At 73.0% G+C, this 18,017-nt stretch carries 16 protein-coding genes; all 16 read right to left on the minus strand.

Annotation, left to right across the window (positions count from 1 at the left end):
• Nucleotides 1-52: 52 nt before the first annotated feature.
• The 16 genes from EV372_RS01440 to infC all read right to left on the minus strand — a co-directional run bounded on the left by EV372_RS01440 (nt 53) and on the right by infC (nt 17,854).
• Nucleotides 53-586 carry an arginine repressor gene (locus EV372_RS01440; RefSeq protein ID WP_013154073.1) on the minus strand — a complete coding sequence of 178 codons (534 nt, stop codon included), beginning with the start codon at nt 584-586 and terminating at the stop codon, nt 53-55.
• A complete protein-coding gene (gene argF / locus EV372_RS01445; protein ID WP_013154074.1) occupies nt 583-1,530 on the minus strand; it encodes an ornithine carbamoyltransferase in 948 nt (315 codons plus the stop codon). Before argF ends, EV372_RS01440 begins: the two co-directional genes overlap by 4 nt.
• Before the next feature lie 2 nt (nt 1,531-1,532).
• Nucleotides 1,533-2,741, minus strand: a complete 1,209-nt coding sequence (locus EV372_RS01450; protein WP_013154075.1) for an acetylornithine transaminase — start codon at nt 2,739-2,741, stop codon at nt 1,533-1,535.
• Complete coding sequence (argB, locus tag EV372_RS01455) at nt 2,738-3,739, minus strand: acetylglutamate kinase (protein ID WP_130394497.1); 1,002 nt, start codon at nt 3,737-3,739, stop codon at nt 2,738-2,740. The genes EV372_RS01450 and argB overlap by 4 nt, the downstream gene beginning before the upstream one ends.
• Nucleotides 3,736-4,506, minus strand: coding sequence for a bifunctional ornithine acetyltransferase/N-acetylglutamate synthase (locus EV372_RS01460; RefSeq protein ID WP_130394499.1), 771 nt, complete (start codon nt 4,504-4,506; stop codon nt 3,736-3,738). The genes argB and EV372_RS01460 overlap by 4 nt, the downstream gene beginning before the upstream one ends.
• Nucleotides 4,503-5,531, minus strand: coding sequence for an N-acetyl-gamma-glutamyl-phosphate reductase (gene argC, locus EV372_RS01465; RefSeq protein WP_130394501.1), 1,029 nt, complete (start codon nt 5,529-5,531; stop codon nt 4,503-4,505). Before argC ends, EV372_RS01460 begins: the two co-directional genes overlap by 4 nt.
• A 307-nt stretch (nt 5,532-5,838) precedes the next feature.
• Nucleotides 5,839-7,260 carry an NAD(P)/FAD-dependent oxidoreductase gene (locus EV372_RS01470; protein ID WP_130394503.1) on the minus strand — a complete coding sequence of 474 codons (1,422 nt, stop codon included), beginning with the start codon at nt 7,258-7,260 and terminating at the stop codon, nt 5,839-5,841.
• 196 nt (nt 7,261-7,456) lie between these two features.
• Nucleotides 7,457-7,963 (minus strand): MarR family winged helix-turn-helix transcriptional regulator, encoded by a 507-nt coding sequence (locus EV372_RS01475; RefSeq protein ID WP_130394505.1) that lies wholly within the window; start codon nt 7,961-7,963, stop codon nt 7,457-7,459.
• A gap of 246 nt (nt 7,964-8,209) precedes the next feature.
• Nucleotides 8,210-9,436, minus strand: coding sequence for an aminotransferase family protein (locus EV372_RS01480; protein ID WP_130394507.1), 1,227 nt, complete (start codon nt 9,434-9,436; stop codon nt 8,210-8,212).
• A 512-nt stretch (nt 9,437-9,948) separates the two neighbouring features.
• A complete protein-coding gene (pheT, locus tag EV372_RS01485) occupies nt 9,949-12,435 on the minus strand; it encodes a phenylalanine--tRNA ligase subunit beta (protein ID WP_130394509.1) in 2,487 nt (828 codons plus the stop codon).
• Nucleotides 12,435-13,553, minus strand: coding sequence for a phenylalanine--tRNA ligase subunit alpha (gene pheS / locus EV372_RS01490; RefSeq protein ID WP_071622441.1), 1,119 nt, complete (start codon nt 13,551-13,553; stop codon nt 12,435-12,437). The genes pheT and pheS overlap by 1 nt, the downstream gene beginning before the upstream one ends.
• Before the next feature lie 186 nt (nt 13,554-13,739).
• A complete protein-coding gene (locus EV372_RS01495) occupies nt 13,740-14,963 on the minus strand; it encodes a sensor histidine kinase (RefSeq protein ID WP_130394511.1) in 1,224 nt (407 codons plus the stop codon).
• Between the two features lie 536 nt (nt 14,964-15,499).
• The gene (locus EV372_RS01500) at nt 15,500-16,351 is read right to left on the minus strand and encodes a TrmH family RNA methyltransferase (RefSeq protein ID WP_130394512.1); all 852 of its coding nucleotides are present in this window, start codon (nt 16,349-16,351) and stop codon (nt 15,500-15,502) included.
• A 10-nt stretch (nt 16,352-16,361) separates the two neighbouring features.
• Entirely contained in the window at nt 16,362-16,733 is a 372-nt protein-coding gene (gene rplT, locus EV372_RS01505; RefSeq protein ID WP_061082711.1) for a 50S ribosomal protein L20, read from the minus strand.
• 161 nt (nt 16,734-16,894) lie between these two features.
• Nucleotides 16,895-17,089, minus strand: coding sequence for a 50S ribosomal protein L35 (rpmI, locus tag EV372_RS01510; protein WP_013154086.1), 195 nt, complete (start codon nt 17,087-17,089; stop codon nt 16,895-16,897).
• Nucleotides 17,090-17,269: 180 nt separating this feature from the next.
• Nucleotides 17,270-17,854: a translation initiation factor IF-3 gene (gene infC / locus EV372_RS01515; protein WP_081461740.1), complete on the minus strand. Its 585-nt coding sequence runs from the start codon at nt 17,852-17,854 to the stop codon at nt 17,270-17,272.
• Between the last annotated feature and the right edge of the window lie 163 nt (nt 17,855-18,017).

Below are 18,017 nucleotides of genomic sequence, written 5' to 3' on the forward strand. Positions count from 1 at the left end.
GGTCGCGGGGCCCGGCGGTTCCGGCGGGGGTCCGGGACGTCCTCGTACGAGGTTACGGTCTGCGGTCGGCCAGTCGCAGGAGGGCGGCGGCCAGGTCCTCGCCGCCCTGGGGGTCGCGGGAGATGACCAGGATGGTGTCGTCCCCCGCGATGGTGCCCAGGATGGCGTGGAAGTCGGTGTGGTCGATGGCCGAGGCCAGGTACTGGGCCGCGCCGGGCGGGGTGCGGACGATGACCATGTTGGCGGAGGCCTCGGCCGAGACCAGCAGGTCCTCGGCGAGCCGGGTCAGGCGCGCGCCGGAGACCTGCTCCAGGCCCAGACTGTCGGGGCGGGTGCGCTGGAGGCGTTCGCCCCCCTCCCCCGGCAGTACGTAGACCAGGTGCCCGTCGGCGGTGCGGAGCTTGACGGCGCCCAGTTCGTCCAGGTCCCGGGAGAGGGTGGCCTGGGTGACCTGGACGCCCGCCTCGGACAGGCGCCTGGCCAGCTCGCCCTGGGACCTGACGTCCTCTCGGGTGAGGACGTCGGTGATCCGGGCGTGTCTGGCCGCCTTGGTCATCGGCGCCGTGCCGCCGTTCTCCGCCGTCATGGGCGGACGGCTCCGGGGTTGTCGCTGGCCTCCAGCAGGAAGGCGAGCAGGGCCTTCTGGGCGTGGCGGCGGTTCTCGGCCTCGTCCCAGACCACGCTCTGCGGCCCGTCGATGACCTCGGCGGAGACCTCCTTGCCGCGGTAGGCGGGCAGGCAGTGCAGGACGATCGCCTCGGGGTGGGCGGTGGCGAGCAGGTCGGCGTCGATCGCGTAGGGGCGGAAGGGCGCCTCGCGGTCGGCGGCCTCGTCCTCCTGGCCCATGGACACCCAGGTGTCGGTGGCCAGGACGTCGGCCCCCCGGGCTGCCTCGCGGGCGTCGGCGGTGACCGTGACCGACCCGCCGGTGGTGGCGGCGATCTCGGCGGCGCGCGCGACCACCGCGGGGTCGGGCTGGTGTCCCTCGGGTGCGCCGACGCGCACGTGGAGTCCGGCGGTGGCGCCGCCGAGCAGGTAGGAGTGGGCCATGTTGTTGGCGCCGTCGCCCAGGTAGGCGAGGGTGAGCCCGGCCAGGTCGCCCTTGTGCTCGCGGACGGTCTGCAGGTCGGCCAGGATCTGGCAGGGGTGGAACTCGTCGGTGAGGGAGTTGACCACCGGGACGGAGATGTGGGCGGCCAGGGTCTCCAGGTCGCTCTGGGCGAAGGTGCGCCACACGACGGCGGCGACCTGGCGTTCCAGGACGCGGGCGGTGTCCTCCAGGGGCTCGCCGCGGCCCATCTGGGTGCTCGCGGTGTCCAGGACCAGGGCGCTGCCGCCCAGGTCGGCCACGCCCACGGCGAAGGACAGCCGGGTCCGGGTGGAGGGCTTGTCGAAGAGCAGGGCGACGGTGCGCGGACCGGCGAGCGGCCGGTGGCCGAAGCGGTCCTTCTTCATGTCGTCGGCGAGGTCGAGGACCCGGGCCTGTTCGTCCGGGGTCAGGTCGTCGTCGCGCAGGAAGTGGCGGGTCACGGCTACTGCTGCTCCTTCGTCGCTGCGGCCTCGGCTGCGTCCAGGATGGTGGGCAGCGCCTCGATGAACAGGCCGATCTGTTCGGGTGTGATGACCAGGGGCGGGGCGATCCGGATCGCGTGCGGCGCCACGGCGTTGACGAGGAAGCCGCGGACGGCCGCCTGTTCCTGCACGTGGGCGGCGTGCGGCGCGGTGAGCTCCAGGGCCCGCCACAGTCCGCTGCCGCGCTGTCCGGCCAGCAGGGGGTGGTCGATGGTGTCGAGCTGCTCGGCGAGCAGGTCGCCCATGACGGCGGTGTGGGCGAGCAGGTTCTCGCTCTCGATGGTGTCGAGGACGGCGAGGGCCGCCGCGCAGGCCACCGGGTTGCCGCCGAAGGTGGAGCCGTGGTCGCCCTTGGCGAAGGCGTCGGCGTAGCGGCCGAAGCCGACGCAGGCGCCGATGGGCAGGCCGCCGCCCAGGCCCTTGGCGAGGGTGAGCACGTCGGGGCGCACGTCCTCGGCCTGGTGGGCGAACCAGAGGCCGGTGCGGCCGATGCCGCTCTGGATCTCGTCGAGGACGAAGGCGGCGCCGGTGTCGTCGCAGATCCGCCGGACCCCGGCGAGGTATCCCTCGGGGGCGGGGACGACCCCGGCCTCGCCCTGGGTGGGTTCGGTGAACACCGCGACGCAGTGCTCGTCGACGGCGTCGGCGAGGGCGTCCAGGTCGCCGTGGGGCACGAAGCGCACGTCCATGCCGAAGGGGCCGAAGGGCTCGCGGATGGCCTCCTTGCCGGTGAGGGCGAGGGCGCCGGAGGTGCGGCCGTGGAAGCCGTGGGACGCGGCGACGAAGTAGTGGCGGCCGGGCCCTGCGGCGCGCTTGACCAGCTTGAGCGCGGCCTCGTTGGCCTCGGTGCCGGAGTTGGTGAAGAAGACCTTGGCGTCGCCGCCCACGAGGCCGATCAGGCGCTCGGCGAGTTGGACCTCGCGTTCGTGGACGAACAGGTTGCTGGTGTGGGCGAGCGTGGCCGCCTGGTGGGCGACCGCCTTGACCAGTGCGGGGTGCCCGTGTCCGAGGCTGGAGACGGCGATCCCGGCGATGAGGTCGAGGTACTGGCGGCCGTCGGCGTCGTAGACCTCGCAGCCGCGCCCGAGGGTGAGGGCGATGGGCGGGACGCCGTAGGTGGGCATGAGCGAGGCGGCGAAGCGCTCGCGCAGGTGGGAACCGTTGGTCACTGTGCGCCTCCTGCGTTGGTGACGGTGGTGTGGTTGCCGCGCCAGGGGCGCGGAGTGTGGTCGTTGCCCGCGAGCAGGGCGGCCTCCAGTTCCTCGTCGGCGACCATGGTGCCCACGCCCTGGTCGGTGAAGACCTCCAGGAGCAGGGAGTGGGGCACGCGGCCGTCGATGATGTGGGCCTGGGGGACGCCGCCCTCCACGGCGTTCAGGCAGGCCTCCATCTTGGGGAGCATTCCCGAGGACAGGGAGGGCAGCAGCGCGCGCAGCTCGTCGGCGTTCAGCCGGCTGATCAGCTCGGTGTTGCTGGGGTAGTCGGAGAACAGGCCCTCGACGTCGGTGAGCACGATGAGCTTGCTGGCGCCCAGGGCCACCGCGAGGGCGGAGGCGGCGGTGTCGGCGTTGACGTTGTAGACGCCGCCGTCGTCGGCGCGGGCGACGCTGGAGACCACGGGGATGCGGCCGTCGTCCAGGAGCGCGGCGACGGCTCCGGGGTCGACCCCGGTGATCTCGCCGACGCGGCCGATGTCGACGGTCTCTCCGTCCACCTCGACGGTCTTGCGCACGGCGGACAGCAGGTTGGCGTCCTCGCCGGACATGCCGACGGCGAAGGGGCCGTGCTGGTTGACCAGGCCGACGATCTCGCGGTTGACCTGGCCGGTGAGGACCATGCGGACGATGTCCATGGCCTCGTCGGTGGTCACGCGCAGCCCGGCGGTGAAGGTGGACTCCACTCCGGCGCGTTCGAGCTGGGCGCTGATCTGGGGGCCGCCGCCGTGCACGACGACGGGGCGCAGGCCCGCGTAGCGCAGGAAGACGACGGACTCGGCGAAGCGGGCCCGCAGCTCCTCGCTGATCATGGCGTTGCCGCCGTACTTGACCACGACGGTGCGGCCGTGGAAGCGGGAGAGCCAGGGCAGCGCCTCGATGAGATGGGCCGCCTTGTCCAGGGCGCGGGCCCTGGCCGGGTCGTCGGTGGTGTGGGGTGAGCGCGCGATCATGAGTTCTGGGCCCGGTCGTGGTCGGTGGCGGGGGTGTCGGCGCGCAGCTGGGTGGCCAGCTCGGCCAGCACTTCGGTGAGCAGTGCGGCGAGGTCGTCCTCGCGGGGGGACGTGCCGCTGGCTCCGCTGGCCATGAGCAGCACGGTGTCGTTGGCGGCGGTCAGGGGGGCGAGGGAGGCCGCGACGGCGTCGGCGAGCAGGCGCCGGCACTGGTCGGCGGTGACGTCGGCGTCGGTGGTGAGCACGCACAGCGCGGTGGACAGGGAGGCGTCCGGGCCCTTGGCCATGGCGCCGACGGTGTAGCCGTCGCCGCGCCGGAAGGCGATCTTGGCGACGGTGTCGGTGGTGCGGATCGCGTCCGCGGCGTCCAGTCCGCCGCCGCGCGAGGCCTGGGCCAGGGCGGCGGTGACGCCCCGGAGCAGGGCGTCGGGACCGGTGCGCCCGCCCACGGGCCCGGCGGAGCAGAGCACGACCTCGGCGGCGGAGTCGTCGAGCAGGTCCGCGGTGTGCTCGGCGGCGGCGTGGACCTCCTGGAAGCCCGCGTCGCCCCCGCCGGAGTCGATGACGGCGGCGCGCACGCGCTCGCCGAGGAGGACCTGCTGGGACCACAGGACGGGGGCGGCCCTGTCCTCGGCGGCGGTGAAGACGGCTCCGGCGGCACGGGAGGGGCCGTCGTTGACGACCACGGCGACGTCCCGGGCGCCGCCGTCCCTGAGCCCGGCGGCGACCCCGGCCGCCCGGAAGCCCCGGGGCGCGGTGACGCTCACGGGGCGACCGCCGCGAGCGGGAGGCCGGTGTCCTCGGGCAGGCCGAGGGCGAGGTTGGTGCTCTGGACGGCGCCGCCCGCGGTGCCCTTGGTGAGGTTGTCCAGGGCGGCGACGGCGACCATGCGGCCCGCGTCGGGGTCGACGGTGACCTGCACGAGGGTGGTGTTGGCGGCGAGCGTCATGGCGGTGCTGGGCCAGGTGCCCTCGGGGAGCAGGTGGACGAAGGGCTCGTCGGCGTAGGCGGTCTGGTAGGCCGCGCGGACCCGCTCGGCGGTGACGCCCTGCTTCAGGGGCGCGGTGCAGGTGGCCAGGATGCCGCGGGGCAGCGGGGCCAGAACCGGGGTGAAGGAGAGCCTGACCGGCTCGCCGGTGACCGCGGTGAGGTTCTGGACGATCTCGGGGTTGTGCCGGTGGGTGCCGCCGACCCCGTAGGGGCTGAGCGCGCCCATGACCTCGCTGCCGACGAGGTTGGGCTTGGGCGCCTTGCCCGCGCCGGAGGTGCCGGTGACGGCGACGACGGTCAGGTCGGGCTCGACGAGCTGTTCGGCCAGCCCCGGGAAGAGGGCCAGCGTGGCGACGGTGACGTGGCAGCCGGGGACGGCGACGCGGCGGGCGCCGGTGAGCCGCTCGCGCTGTCCGGGGAGTTCGGGGAGACCATAGGGCCAGGTCCCGGCGTGCGGGGTGCCGTAGAAGCGTTCCCAGGCGGCGGCGTCGTTGAGGCGGAAGTCGGCGCCGCAGTCGACCACGAGGGTGTCGTCGCCGAGCTGCTGGGCGATGTCGGCGGACTGGCCGTGCGGGAGGGCCAGGTAGACGACGTCGTGGCCGCGCAGCTCCTCGACGGTGGTGGGCGCCAGGATCCGGTCGGCCAGCGGCAGCAGGTGCGGCTGGTGCTGGATGAGGGGGGTGCCGGCGTTGCCTCCGGCGGTGACCGCGCCGATCGAGATCTCGGGGTGTCCCAGGAGCAGGCGCAGCAGCTCGCCTCCCGCGTAGCCGCTGGCTCCGGCGATGGCCGCTGTGTGTCCCATGGTGGTGCCCCCTGATCAGTTCGACTGAACTATCATGCACTCACATGCAAATGTATGCAACCAGATTCGCCGAGGCCCCCACCACTGTGCGCGGGGTCTCATGGCGGCCGATCGGTGTGCTCGGAACGCCTCCCGGGCCGGGGGAGAGCGCTCCGGCGGCCGTCACCACGCGTCCGTGCGCGTACGGATCCCCCTGTCCCGGGGAGTGCCCCTTTTCGGGCGGCCTCAGCCAGGCACCCGCAGAGACCTGGCTGGCGGGAAGGCCCTCGGGGACCGGCGTACGACCTCGCCGCGCCGATCCCCCGCGTCAGCGGCCCGAGATACGGGTGGCGATCCCGGCCAGACGCGAGGTGTGCGCCCTGTCCTCGGTCCGCGACTCGCGGCGGTCGGCGCTCCGGTACAGCCCGTGGATGACCTGCGTGCCCACCCAGCGCAGGGGCTCGGGCTCCCAGCCGCGGTCGCGGTGGCCCACCCACGGCAGACGGGTCAGGTCGGTCTCGCGGCGCAGGACCAGGTCGCGCAGGGTACGCCCGGCCAGGTTGCTGGCGGCCACGCCGCTGCCCGCGTAGCCGCCCGCCCAGCCCAGGCCGGTCTCGGCGTCCAGGTGCACCGTGGGGCGCCAGTCGCGCGGCACCCCCAGCACACCGGACCAGGCGTGCTCGACCGGCACGTCGGCCACGTCGGGGAACATGCGGGTGAGCGCCCGCCACAGTTCGGCGATGGCCTGCGGCTGGGTGGCGCCCTCCTCCTCCTGGGCCGAGCCGAAGCGGTGCGGGACGCCGCGCCCGCCGATCGCGATGCGGTCGTCGGCCGTGCGCTGGGCGTAGACGTGGGAGTGGGCGGTGTCGCCCAGCAGCTCCCGGCCCTCCCAGCCGATCTTCTCCCACAGTTCGGCGGGAACGGGCTCGGTGACGATCATCGAGGAGTTCACCGGCTGCCAGTCGCGGCGCTGGCCGCGCAGGGTGGAGGTGAAGCCCTCGGTGGCGCGCACGACGTGGTCGGCGTAGACGGTGCCGTGCCCGGTGACGACCGCCGGGCGGGACGCGCCCTGGCGGGGGCGGATCTCCTCCACCTCGGTGCCCTCGAAGAGGGCCACGCCCAGGTCCTCCACCACCCGGGCCAGCCCCGTGACCAGTTTGGCGGGCTGCACGCGGGCGGCGTGCGGCGAGTAGGCGCAGGCGACGGCCCCGGACACCGACAGCCGGGGCTCGTGCTCACCGTCGAGCAGGTGGATGTCGTCGGGCCAGTAGCCCCATTCCTGGAGGTACTCGATGTCCTCGGCCAGGCGCTGGCGCTGTGCGGCGTTGGTGGCCACCAGGCGCATGCCGCCGCGGACGACGTCGGCGTCGACGCCCTCGGCCTCGGCGACCGAGGCCACCTCGGTGACGGTGTCCATCATCGCCCGTTGCAGGGCGACCATCGCGGCCTTGCCGTGTGACTGCGCGTAACGCTCGCGGGAGCCCGCGAACTCCGCGGACAGCCACCCTCCGTTGCGGCCCGAGGCGCCGAACCCGGCGAACTCACGTTCGACCACCGCCACGCGCAGGTCCGGCTGCTCCTTCTTGAGGTAGTAGGCGGTCCACAGGCCCGTGTACCCGGCTCCGACCACGCAGACGTCGTAGTCAGCGGTGCCGGGCAGGGGTGCGCGGCGCTCGGGGAGCCCGGTCTCGCGGAACCAGAAGGAGACGCCTCCGTTGGCGAAGCGCGAGGACCGTGGAATCGCTCTCATCTGCGCGGCAGTGGTGAACAGTCCCATGTTTCCCCCCGAAAAACTGTGCGCTCACGGTCCACCCCGCGGGACCCACGAACTTCCGCCAACCTACACGGGAACGGCGGCCGGTGGGATGCCCTCCCCGCCTTCGGGTCCGGTGGGGCACCGGCGGGGCGTGGATTCGGCTACCGAGAGTTCCGAGGCGAACGCGCCGTCAGCAGCAGGAGCTGTCACGGAGCGTACGCGCGATGGCGGCGAGCTGGCGCACCCCGTCCTCGCCGAGCGGGCCCAGGACGTGTTCGCGCAGCCGCTCGACGTGTCTGGTGCGCGCCTGGCCGATGAAGTCCAGGCCGCTGTCGGTGAGGACGGCGTAGACGACCCGGCGGTCCGAGGAGCAGTTCTCCCGCGCCAGGTAGCCCTCGCGCTCCAGGCGGTCCGCGAGCTTGGTGAACCCGCCCGTGCTCAGGCTGACCTCACGGGCCAGGCGGCTCATGGGCAAGCGGTGGCCGGGGGTGCGCTGGAGGCGTATGAGCACCTCGAACCACGGCCCGGCCATGTCCTTGCCGTCCGGGGTGATGCCGCCCAGGAGCTTGGGCTCGACGACGTTCATGGCCTCGTGGACCAGCCCCCATGCGGTGATGAGGTCGTCGTCGCTCGTCGCGCCGCCCGCGTCACCCGCCCCGCTCGCGCTGCCCGCGGCCTCGATCGGCTCTGTGGTCATGTCCGCTCCCTGTCCCTCCCCGGGGCGGACGCCGACGCGCATCCCACCCACAAGAAATATCTTCCCAGTAAATTTTACTCGACGCGGAACGTTTCGCCCAGTGGATTCGTCCCGAACACGTCACACCCGGCGCGCGGAGTCGCGCACCGGGTCGGGAAGGCGGCTGTGGGAAGGGACGGAGGAGGGAGGTCGCGTAACGGGGTTTCCTCCACGGGGCCCCGCCGGGGACACGGCGGGGCCCCGTGGTCAGTGCCGGGCCGCGACCGCGTCCAGCGCGGCCGCCAGGGTGGACACCATGTGGTCGATCTGCTCCCAGGTGATGATGAGCGGCGGCGAGACGAGCAGCGCCGTCGGGATCGGCCGTACGATCACGCCGCGGGCCCGCGCCTCGGCGAACACCTCCTGGGTGGTGATCCCCCGGCCGTTCAGTGCCTCCTCGGTGAGTTCCACCGCGCCCATGACGCCCAGGCCCGAGCGGACCTCCGCCACCATCGGGTGGTCGGCCAGACCGCGCAGGGCGCCGTCCAGCTGGCGCTCGATCTCCAGCGACACCGTGAACAGGTCCTCGCGCTCCAGGATGTCCAGGTTGGCCATCGCCGCCGCGCACGCCGTCGGGTGCCCGGCGTAGGTGGTCCCGTGCAGGAACGGGTTGCCCTCGCCGTTGTAGAAGGGGTCGGCCACGCGTCCGCTGACCACGACGCCGCCCAGCGGCAGGTACCCGCTGGAGACGCCCTTGGCGAAGACGATCATGTCCGGGTCGACACCGAAGCGCTCGATGCCGAACCAGTTCCCCAGCCGGGCGAAACCGCAGATGACGCTGTCCACGACGAACAGCACGCCGTACTTGTGGCAGATCCGCGACACCTCGGCGAAGTAGTTCTCCTCCGGCAGGAAGACCCCGCCCGCGCCGACCACCGGCTCGGCGAAGAAGGCCGCGACCCGCTCGGGGCCGACCCTGAGGATCTCGGCCTCCAGGGCCTCGGCCGAGTCGTGGGGCACCACGGAGGTGTCCTCGACCAGCCTGCCGTAGCCGCTGCGGAACCGGTCCATGCCCGAGATGCTCGTGCCGAACCCGTGCAGACCGTGGTAACCGCCGGTCCGGCTGATCAGGTGGGTGCGCCCGGGCTGGCCGGTCACCGCCCAGTACCGCCGCGCCAGCTTGGCGGCCGTGTCGATGGACTCCCCTCCCCCGCAGGTCAGGATCACCCGCGGGTCGGCCACCGGGGCGTGCGAGGCCAGGCGTTCGCACAGTTCCACGGCGGGCCCGTTGGCGAAGTCCCCGTAGACCGTGTAGGCGTCCAGGGTGCTGATTTGGCGGTGGACCGCGTCCGCGATCTCGGTACGGCCGTGGCCGACGTTGCAGTACCAGAGGCTGGCCGTACCGTCCAGGTAACGGTCGCCGGAGCTGTCCCAGAGCCACACGCCCTCGGCGCGGGCCACCATGAACTCCGGACCCCTGACCACCGTGTTCATATCGCAGAAGGTGTGCCAGAGGCGGCTGGGCTCCCGCTGTTGCGTGGGAGTGAGTGCGGACGAGACAACCGTTTCGGTCATATGGCGACCTCCGAGCCGTGTCATGCGCGAGAGCGCAGTGGAAAACTCAGGTTGATCCAGCCTGCACACGGGCGCCCGTTGGTGGCAGGTGCTTGCAGGCTAAGCGTGGGACCCGCCTCACAGCAAGAGCCAAAACGAAGATCCATGCCCCGAAACACAAACTTCATGCCGGCTACCCTCGGGGGTCGGCGCCAAAACCCTTGCTGGGCTGGAAAAACTCGCCGAAAAACAATCTGGAATCCGGGCCCGCCGCCGGAGCTTTCACCGACACGGCTGGCGTGGCGTGACGGTGTGCGACCTCCGCGCCACACGCGACGCGCGGCCCCGCGTACACACGAGGGCGGGGCCGACCACCCCCGTACTCGGGAAGTGACCGGCCCCGCCCTGGCCCAAACACCCGCGCCTCGGCCGCGCGGAACAGCCCTTCCGCGTCAGCCGCGCAGGACGGCCCCCGTGCGCTCGGTCGCCAGGGCGACGGCCGCGTCGCGGGCCGCTCCGGCCTCCTCCGCCGTCAGCGTCCGGTCGGCGGCCCGGAAGCGCAGGGCGAAGGCCACCGACTTGCTGCCCTCGCCGACCTGGTCGCCGGTGTAGACGTCGAACAGGCGCACGCTCTCCAGCAGTTCACCGGCGCCCTCGGCCAGCGCGGCGCTGACCCGCCCGACCGGCACCGAGGAGTCCACGACCAGGGCCACGTCCTGCGTGGCCACCGGGTACGTGGAGATCTCCGGCGCGGTGACCGGGGTGCGGGCCCGCTCGATCCGGTCGAGTTCGACCTCCACCGCGGCCGTGCGCTCGGGCAGCCCGAAGGCCTGGACGGTGCGCGGGTGCAGCTCTCCGGCGTGGCCCACGAGCAGGCGCTCGCCGTCCACGCGCACGTACAGCGCGGCGCAGCGGCCCGGGTGCCACGGGGCGTGCTGGTCGGCCTCGACCTCCAGCTCGACCCCCGCCACGCGGGCGAGGTCGCGCGCGGTCTGGATCGCGTCGGCCCATCCGGCCTCCCGGCCCGGGCCCCACCATCCGGCGCGTTCGGCGTGGCCGGAGATCACCGCGCCCACCCGGCGCGGCTGGTCCGGCAGGGCCGCCTCGATCCGGGCCAGCTCCTCGGCGTCGGGCCCGCGGTCCACCGCGAGCATGGGCGCGCGGGGGGCACCGGGCCTGGGCCGGTAGACCAGGCCCGTCTCGTACAGGGCCACGTCGGTGAACCCGCGGCCCGTGTTGCGGGCCAGCGCCTTGAACAGCCCCGGCAGCAGCGTGGTGCGCAGCAGCGGCTCGCCCTCGTTGAGCGGGTTGGCCAGGCGCAGGGCGACGCGGCGGTCGTCGTCGGCCGCCAGCTGGAGGCCGTCGAGGTCGCGTTCACCGACGAAGGGGTAGTTCAGCACCTCGTGGAAGCCGGTCCCGGCCAGGGCGCGGCCGACCGCGCGGCGCAGGCGCTGGCTCGCGGTCAGGCCGCGGCCCGAGGCGCGCGGGCGGATCGAGGGGATGTTCTCGTAGCCCTCGAAGCGGATGACCTCCTCGGCGAGGTCGTTGGGGTCGGTGATGTCGGGTCGCCAGCTGGGCGGAACGACCCTCAGCAGGTCCCCGTCGGCCTCCACCTCGCAGCCGACGGCGCGCAGCCAGCGCTGCGTGGTGCCCTCGGGGTAGTCCACACCGGCGACGGCGCCCGCGTGGGAGGCCCGTACCGTGACCGGCTCGCGCGCGGCGGTGCGGTCCAGGTGGGTGTAGGCGGCCTCGACGGTGGCGCCGCCCAGCTCCGCGAGCAGTTCGACCGCGCGGGTGGCGGCGGCCAGCTGCACGGCCGAGTCCACGCCCCGCTCGAAGCGGCGGGAGGACTCCGAGGACAGCTGGTGGCGCCGCGAGGCGCGGGCGATGTGCATCGCGTCGAAGTGCGCGGCCTCGACCAGCACCTCGGTGCTGGTCAGGGAGATCTCCGTGGTCAGGCCGCCCATGACCCCGGCGATGTTGACCGGGCCGCTGTCGTCGGCGATGACGATGTCGTCGGTGTCCAGGGAGCGCTGGACGTGGTCCAGGGTCTCCAGCTTCTCCCCCGCCTCGGCGGCGCGCACCCGCAGGGCGCCCCGCAGTTGGGCGCGGTCCCAGGCGTGCAGCGGCTGACCGAGTTCGAGCATCACGTAGTTGGTGACGTCGACGGCCAGGGAGACGGGGCGCACGCCGCACTGGTGCAGGCGGCGCTTCATCCACAGCGGGCTGGGCGCGTCGGGGTCGAACCCGGTGGCGCCGCGCAGGACGTAGCGGTCGCACAGGGCCGGGTCGATCTCGGCGGGGTGTCCCTCGCCGCCGGACTCGGCGACGGCGACGTCGGCCGGGTCGTGGAAGCCCACCCCGTACAGCGCGGCGGCGTCGCGGGCCACGCCGCGCAGGGACAGCGCGTAGCCGCGGTCGGGCGTGACGGCGATGTCCAGGACGTCCTCGCGCAGGCCGAGCGGCCCGATGGCGTCCTCGCCCACCGCGCCGAAGCCCTCGGGCAGCACGATGATGCCGCTGTGGTCCTCCCACAGGCCCAGCTCGCTGGCCGAGCAGATCATGCCCGCCGACATGCGGCCGTAGGTCTTGCGGGCGCCGATCCGGAAGCCGCCGGGCAGTTCGGCGCCGGGCAGGCAGACCACGACCAGGTCGCCCTCGGAGAAGTTGCGGGCGCCGCAGACGATCTCCTGCGGCTCTCCGGTGCCGTTGGCCCCGCCCACGTCCACCCGGCAGTAGCGGATGGGCTTCTTGAACCCGGTCAGCTCCTCGATCTCCAGCACGCGGCCGTACACGATGGGGCCGGTGATGTCGGAGCCGAGCTCGTCGACGGTCTCGACCTCCAGGCCCGCCAGCGTGAGGCGGCCGGCGAGTTCGCGGGCGGTGGTGCCGACCGGAAGGTCGACGTACTCCCGCAGCCAGCTCAGGGGGACGCGCATCAGTTCTCACTCCCGAACGCCGAGGTGAAGCGGATGTCGCCCTCGACCATGTCGTGCATGTCGCGCACCCCGTGCGCGAACATCAGTGTCCGTTCGATTCCCAGGCCGAAGGCCCAGCCCGTGTAGACCTCGGGGTCCACGCCCGCGGCGGTGAGCACGCGGGGGTTGACCACGCCGCAGCCGCCGATCTCGATCCAGCCCTCGCTGGAGCAGGTGCGGCAGGGCGCGTCCGGGTCGCCCACCGAGGCGCCCCGGCACACGAAGCACTCCATGTCGACCTCGGCGGAGGGCTCGGTGAAGGGGAAGTAGGAGGCGCGGAAGCGCGTGCGCAGCCCCTCGCCGAACACGCCCTCGACGTAGGCGTCGATGGCCCCGCGCAGGTGGGCCAGGGTGACGCCCCGGTCCACGACCAGGCCCTCCAGCTGGTGGAAGACGGGGCTGTGGGTGGCGTCGAGCTCGTCGGTGCGGAAGGTCTTGCCGGGCGCGACCACGTACACCGGCAGCTCCCGCGAGAGCAGGGCGCGGATCTGCACCGGCGAGGTGTGCGTGCGCATGACCAGCCCGGACTCGCCCCCGTCCGGACCCTGCACGAAGAAGGTGTCCTGCATGGTGCGGGCGGGGTGGTCGGGCTTGAAGTTGAGGGCGTCGAAGTTGAACCACTCGGCCTCGACCTCGGGGCCCTCGGCGATCTCGAAGCCCATGCCGACGAAGATGTCGGCCACGCGCTCGGCGACGGTGGTCAGCGGGTGGCGGGAGCCGCGCGGCGCCCGGTCCCAGGGCAGGGTGACGTCGACGCGCTCCTCGATGAGCACGCGCTCGTCGCGCTCGGCCTCCAGGACGGCCTGGCGGGCCTTGAGTGCCTGGCCGACGTCGCGGCGGGCGCCGCCCACGCGCTTTCCCGCGTCGGCCTTGGCCGCGGGGGGGAGGGCGCCGATCTCCCGGTTGGCCAGGGCCAGCGGGGAGCGGTCCGAGGCGTGCGCGAGCCGGACCTCCTTGAGTTCGGCGAGGTCGGCGGCCGCCTCGACGGCGGCCAGCGCCTCCTCGCGCATGCGGGCGACCTCGTCGGGGTGCAGGGAGGTCACCTCGACGGGGTCGAAGGAATTGTTCGGTGCAGACATGGTTGGTTGCCTCGCCGCCGACGTCCCCGGCTTGGAGGACGGGCGGCAGTCACGGTCCGCGGCGGGGCGGACGAAGCCGACAGGAAGAGCACAGGCGGATTTCGGGCGGGCCCGGCCGAGGACGTGTGTCGCCGGGCCCGGGGCACGCCGTTGCGCCCACCGGGGAGGCTGGAGGGTCTGAGTGCCTCAGACGAACTCGGGTGCCCCGGCGGGCATGGTAAATCGGAACTCCGCGCCGCCGCTGGGGGCGCGTCCGACGGTGATCGTGCCGCCGTGGGCCTCGACGAGGCCCTTGACGATGAACAGTCCGAGGCCGGTCCCGCCCCGGCGCTTGCTGCGCCAGAACTGGCGGAAGACGCGCGGAATGGTCTCGGGCGCTATGCCCTGGCCCTCGTCGCGCACCGACACCGCTGTTCCTCCCTCGCAGGGCTCGATCACCACACTGACAGTACCAGCGCCGTGCCGCACCCCGTTTTCCACGAGGTTGGACAGGATCTGCTCGATCTTGTCGGCGTCGAGCCACATGCGCGGCAGCTTCCCCCGGGTCTCGACCCGGAAGCGCTCCTCCGGTTCGCCGGAGGCGACGCGGCCGGCGACGACCCGGCGCACGGCGTCGGGCAGGTCCACCACCTGGCGGCGCACCTCCAACCGGCCCGACTCTATGCGGGAGACGTCGAGCAGGTCGTGGATGAGGCGGGTGACGCGGTCGGCGTCGGCGTTGACCGTCTCCAGCATGAACAGCTTCTGCTTGTCGGTGAGCCGTTCCCACTTGGCGAGCAGGGTCGAGGTGAAGCCCTTGACGCTGGTCAGGGGTGAGCGCAGTTCGTGGGCGACCTCGGAGACCAGGTCGGCGCGGGAGCGCTCGGCGTGCGCGGAGGCGTCCCGCAGGGTGACGACCAGGCGGACCAGCTCTCCCCCGGGGCGGGCGCGCACGTAGCGCGCGGCGACGAGCACCTCGCGGTCGTCGGGCAGCAGGAGGGCGCGCTCGGCCTGGCGGACGCGGTCGCGCGCGCCGCCGTAGGGGTCGCTGGCCTGCCACCAGTCGTTTCCGTCGACGCCCACGAGGGGCAGGACGGCACGGTAGTCGCGGCCCAGGGCGGACTCGGCGGGGATGCCCAGGACCTGGGCGGCCTGGGTGTTGAAGAGTACGACGCGACCACGGGAGTCGGCCACCACGACGCCGTCGGGCAGGTCGTCGGCGTGCAGAGGAGTGCCGCCCGGTCCGGCGGGCGAGCCGCCGTCGACCTCCCACAGGGCCGCGGGGACCCGGTCGTTCGCGCGGGGCCCGGGAGCGTTCTCGGCGGGGACGTCCACGACCGGTCCGGCTCCGTGCCCGGGGTCGTGCGGGGAGTGAGCGGTCCCGCTGCCCGAGTCCTCCGCCGGGTGGTCCACCTGCCGGCCGCTGCCCACGCCTCTCCCCGCCCCCCTTGAAGGTCCACGACCACAGGCTCCTGGGCCGAGAACCGCTGACCGGTCGTGTCCGCAACACCCGTGGACACCACCGCAGGTTGTCTACCCTGCACTTCCACCTGGTACGCCTCGCGACCCGGGAACGGGCGCCCGACGACAGACGAGCGTACAAGCCCCCCTGCGACGGCCCGTCGCCCGGGAACGGGGATCACGGGCCTCAGCGCACGGCGCGTGCTCACACCATGTCGTCAAGCCTGCCTGCCGGGACAGGAAGGACACGGCGTCGCACCCGCGACACGGGTAGCCCGTCGGACCCCACGCGCGACGCGCATGGACCCTCCCGCGATCCCCAGGCCCCGACCCTATAGGCACGCGGTGCCGATGCACGTGCACTTCGGGCGAACCCGGTACCCGGAATCCGCACGGGCACCGGCGGCCGGGCCCGCACGCGGGAGTTCCGCGAACGCGCCCGAACCATTACCCACAGTAACCATCCACGTCGTGAGCTGGGCCGATCCGAACCCCTCCGACCCGGCTCAGGAACGCCGCTGCTGCCGCGCGGTGGTGTAGAGGCAGACCGCGGCCGCGGTGGCCAGATTCAGGCTTTCGGCCCCGCCGTAGATCGGGACGCTGACCGCGCCGTCGGTCAGGGCGACGGTCTCCTCGGGCAGTCCCCAGGCCTCGTTGCCGAACACCCAGCCGACCGGGCCGTCCAGGTCGCCGCTGTCGGCAACGGCGTGCAGGTCGCGCTGGCCGCTGCCGTCCGCGGCCCACACCCGCGCGCCCACGCCGCGCAGGAAGTCGGCGGCGCGCGCCACGGGGACGCCCACGACCACGGGCAGGTGGAACAGGCTTCCGGCGGAGGCCCGCACGCACTTGCCGTTGTAGGGGTCGACGGAGGCGTCGGTGAAGATGACGACGTCGGCCCCGGCCGCGTCGGCGGTGCGCAGCACCGTGCCCGCGTTGCCCGGGTCGCGGACGTGGGAGAGCACGGCCGCGAGGCGGACGTCGCCGACCCGCTCCAGGGGGACGTCGACGAACTCGCAGACGGCGATGACCCCCTGCGGGGTGACCGTCTGGGCCAGTTCCGACATCACGTCCAGGCTGACCCTGTGGGTGGGCACGTCCACCGCGCGGGCGGCGTCCACCAGGTCGATGTGGCGCTGCATGGCCTCCGCGGTGGCGTAGACCTCGACCACGCCGGGGGCGGTCCCTCCGTGGGGGGACCGCCCCTGGGCACCGTCGACCGCCGCGGCCAGGGCCTCGCGCACAGCCTGCGGGCCCTCGGCGAGGAAGCGCCGCTCGCGTTGGCGGAAGGTGCGCTTGGCGAGCCGCCGAACCCCCTTGATCCTGGGTGAGCGGATGCTCGTGAACTCGTGGCTCGCCATCACCGCTCGCTTAGGCCGCGGCCTCGGTGGGGAGGGCCTTCTTGGCCGTCTCCACCAGGCTGGCGAAGGCGGCCTGGTCGTTGACCGCCAGCTCGGCGAGCATACGGCGGTCGACCTCGATGCCGGCCAGCTTCAGACCCTGCATGAAGCGGTTGTAGGTCAGGCCCTGGGCGCGGGAGGCGGCGTTGATGCGCTGGATCCACAGGCGACGGAACTGCCCCTTGCGGTCCTTGCGGTCCCGGTAGGAGTAGGTCATCGAGTGGAGCATCTGCTCCTTGGCCTTGCGGTACAGGCGCGAGCGCTGCCCGCGGTAGCCGCTGGCCCGGTCGAGAACGACCTTGCGCTTCTTCTTGGCGTTGAGAGCCCGCTTCACGCGTGCCACTGGAACTCCCTAGTTGTCTCTTCCGGCGCGCGCGGCGCGCCGACCGGCCCGGCTGCGTCGAACCCGGCGACCGTGTTGCTTCGGTGGTTCCCTCCCGGAGGCCGTCACCGCACCGGCCGTGGCCGGTGGGCGGGCGCTTCCGCGGAGGGGAGGGCCCGGAACTACTTGCCGAGCAGCTTGCGCATGTTCTTGGCGTCCGCGGGGGAGAGCACGGCCTCGTTGCCCAGCTTGCGCTTGCGCTTGGAGGTCTTGTGCTCAAGGATGTGGTTCTTGTTGGCACGGCGGCGCATGATCTTGCCGGAGCCGGTGACCTTGAAGCGGTCCTTGGCCCCACTGTGGGTCTTGTTCTTCGGCATGTCGCCGTCGTCTCCTACTCCGTCGGAGTGCCACCCGCCCTGAGGGGGCGGCTGACACGGTTCTTCCGCTGCTGTGGCGGGGACACCGCGCGTCGGGGCGCCGCATCCGGGCCGTGCGCGCGCAGCCCTTCTCACCACCCGGTCCCTACCGGCGACCGGGCGGTGGAGGACTCCGCGTCGCTAGGCGTCCGTGCTCTGCTCGCGGCGGGTCTTGTCCCCCGCCGCCGCGCGGGCCTCGGCCTTGTGCTCGGACCGCCGCTTGTGCGGGCCGATCACCATGACCATGTTGCGACCGTCCTGCTTGGGCTGCGACTCCACGGTGCCGAGGTCCTGGACGTCCTCGGCCAGGCGCGCCAGCAGTCGGCGGCCCAGCTCGGGCCGGGACTGCTCACGGCCGCGGAACATGATCGTCACCTTGACCTTGTCACCGCTCTTGAGGAACCGCACCACGTGACCCTTCTTGGTCTCGTAGTCGTGCGGGTCGATCTTCGGGCGGAGCTTGATCTCCTTGATGATCGTGTTCGACTGGTTCTTGCGCGACTCACGGGCCTTGACCGCGGACTCGTACTTGAACTTGCCGTAGTCCATCAGCTTGGCGACCGGCGGGCGCGCGGTCGGTGCGACCTCGACGAGGTCGAGGTCGGACTCCTGGGCCAGACGCAGGGCGTCCTGCACGGAGACGATGCCGACCTGCTCGCCGTTGGGTCCGACGAGACGGACCTCGGGCACCCGGATGCGGTCATTGATGCGGGGCTCTGCGCTGATGAGACCCCTCCCTAGCTATGTCGATTACCTGGGACCGGTCGCCCGCCTGGTGGTGGACGGCCATGTGGACCGGGCCGCCCTCGTCCGTCGGGCCGCCGGTCGAGTCGGGGTCCGCATACAGCGAAAACCCCGCCAGCGTGTGCAAGCGGGGTGATCCGACCGG

The sequence above is a fragment of the Nocardiopsis sp. CNZ308 genome (genome assembly GCF_004217075.1).

Coding starts and splice junctions, on each gene's coding strand:
- EV372_RS01440 (WP_013154073.1), bottom strand. CDS start 586: ATGACGGCGGAGAACGGCGGCACGGCGCCGATGACCAAGGCGGCCAGA.
- argC (WP_130394501.1), bottom strand. CDS start 5,531: ATGGGACACACAGCGGCCATCGCCGGAGCCAGCGGCTACGCGGGAGGC.
- EV372_RS01470 (WP_130394503.1), bottom strand. CDS start 7,260: ATGAGAGCGATTCCACGGTCCTCGCGCTTCGCCAACGGAGGCGTCTCC.
- EV372_RS01500 (WP_130394512.1), bottom strand. CDS start 16,351: ATGGCGAGCCACGAGTTCACGAGCATCCGCTCACCCAGGATCAAGGGG.
- argB (WP_130394497.1), bottom strand. CDS start 3,739: ATGATCGCGCGCTCACCCCACACCACCGACGACCCGGCCAGGGCCCGC.
- rpmI (WP_013154086.1), bottom strand. CDS start 17,089: ATGCCGAAGAACAAGACCCACAGTGGGGCCAAGGACCGCTTCAAGGTC.
- EV372_RS01475 (WP_130394505.1), bottom strand. CDS start 7,963: ATGACCACAGAGCCGATCGAGGCCGCGGGCAGCGCGAGCGGGGCGGGT.
- pheT (WP_130394509.1), bottom strand. CDS start 12,435: ATGCGCGTCCCCCTGAGCTGGCTGCGGGAGTACGTCGACCTTCCGGTC.
- pheS (WP_071622441.1), bottom strand. CDS start 13,553: ATGTCTGCACCGAACAATTCCTTCGACCCCGTCGAGGTGACCTCCCTG.
- EV372_RS01480 (WP_130394507.1), bottom strand. CDS start 9,436: ATGAACACGGTGGTCAGGGGTCCGGAGTTCATGGTGGCCCGCGCCGAG.